This is a genomic window from Streptomyces sp. ActVer, assembly GCF_027270795.1.
Classification (GTDB): domain Bacteria; phylum Actinomycetota; class Actinomycetes; order Streptomycetales; family Streptomycetaceae; genus Streptomyces; species Streptomyces umbrinus_A.
In genome coordinates, this window is sequence record NZ_JAPWHT010000972.1 from 1 (window position 1) to 850 (window position 850).

Annotated in this window: 1 pseudogene; it reads left to right on the plus strand. The window is 76.8% G+C overall.

Annotated elements, in window-relative coordinates:
- A pseudogene (locus O3Q52_RS53685) lies at positions 1-850 on the plus strand (SMC family ATPase); the annotation flags it as partial.

The window sequence follows — 850 nt, forward strand, 5'->3', positions numbered from 1 at the left end:
AGCTCGCCGGGGACACGGACGAGGCCCACGCGCGCGTGCTCGCCGCACGCGAGCGCGCCACGGACGCCCGCGCCCACTGGCTGGACCTCAAGGAACAGCGCCTGAAGGGCATCGCCGCGGAGCTCGCCGCGGGCCTGGTGGACGGTGAGGCGTGTGCCGTCTGCGGTGCCACCGAACACCCGGCGCCCGCCCGGAAGGTCGACGGACACGTCGGCCAGCAGGCCGAGGAGGCCGCGCTCGCCGCGTACCAGCGAGCCGATGAACAGCGCACCGAGGAGGAGCGGCGGCTCGGGGTCGTCCGCGAGGCGCTGGCCGCCGCGACGGCCGAGGCGGGGGACCTGCCCACCGGGCAACTCGCCGAACTGGCCGAGGAGTTGGAGCGACGACACGCCGAGGCGCACGGCGCCGCTTCCGGGCTGCACGCGGCGCGTGAGGCCCTGGGGCAGTCCGAGCGCGAGCGCGAACGACGGCTCGCCGCGCAGCAGGAGGCCGCCCGCCGGGTGGCGTCCCGTGGCTCGCTGCGGGAGGCGCTCGATCGCGAACGGGCCTCCCTGGAGGGGGAGTTGACACAGGCCCGGGGTTCGGCGGGCAGTGTCGCCGCGCGGGCATCGCAACTGGAGCGGCAGGTCGCGCTGCTCACCGAGGCCGCGGATGCCGCACGTGTCGCGGCGGACACCGCCCAGCGACTGAAGGACGCCGACGCGCGACTCGCCGACGCGGCCTTCCGCGCCGGGTTCGACACACCGTCCGCCGCCGCGGCCGCCCTCCTCGACGACGCAGCCCATCGCGACCTCCAGCACCGGCTCGACGCCTGGCAGCAGGAAGAGGCGGCGGTCCGCGCGGTGCTCGC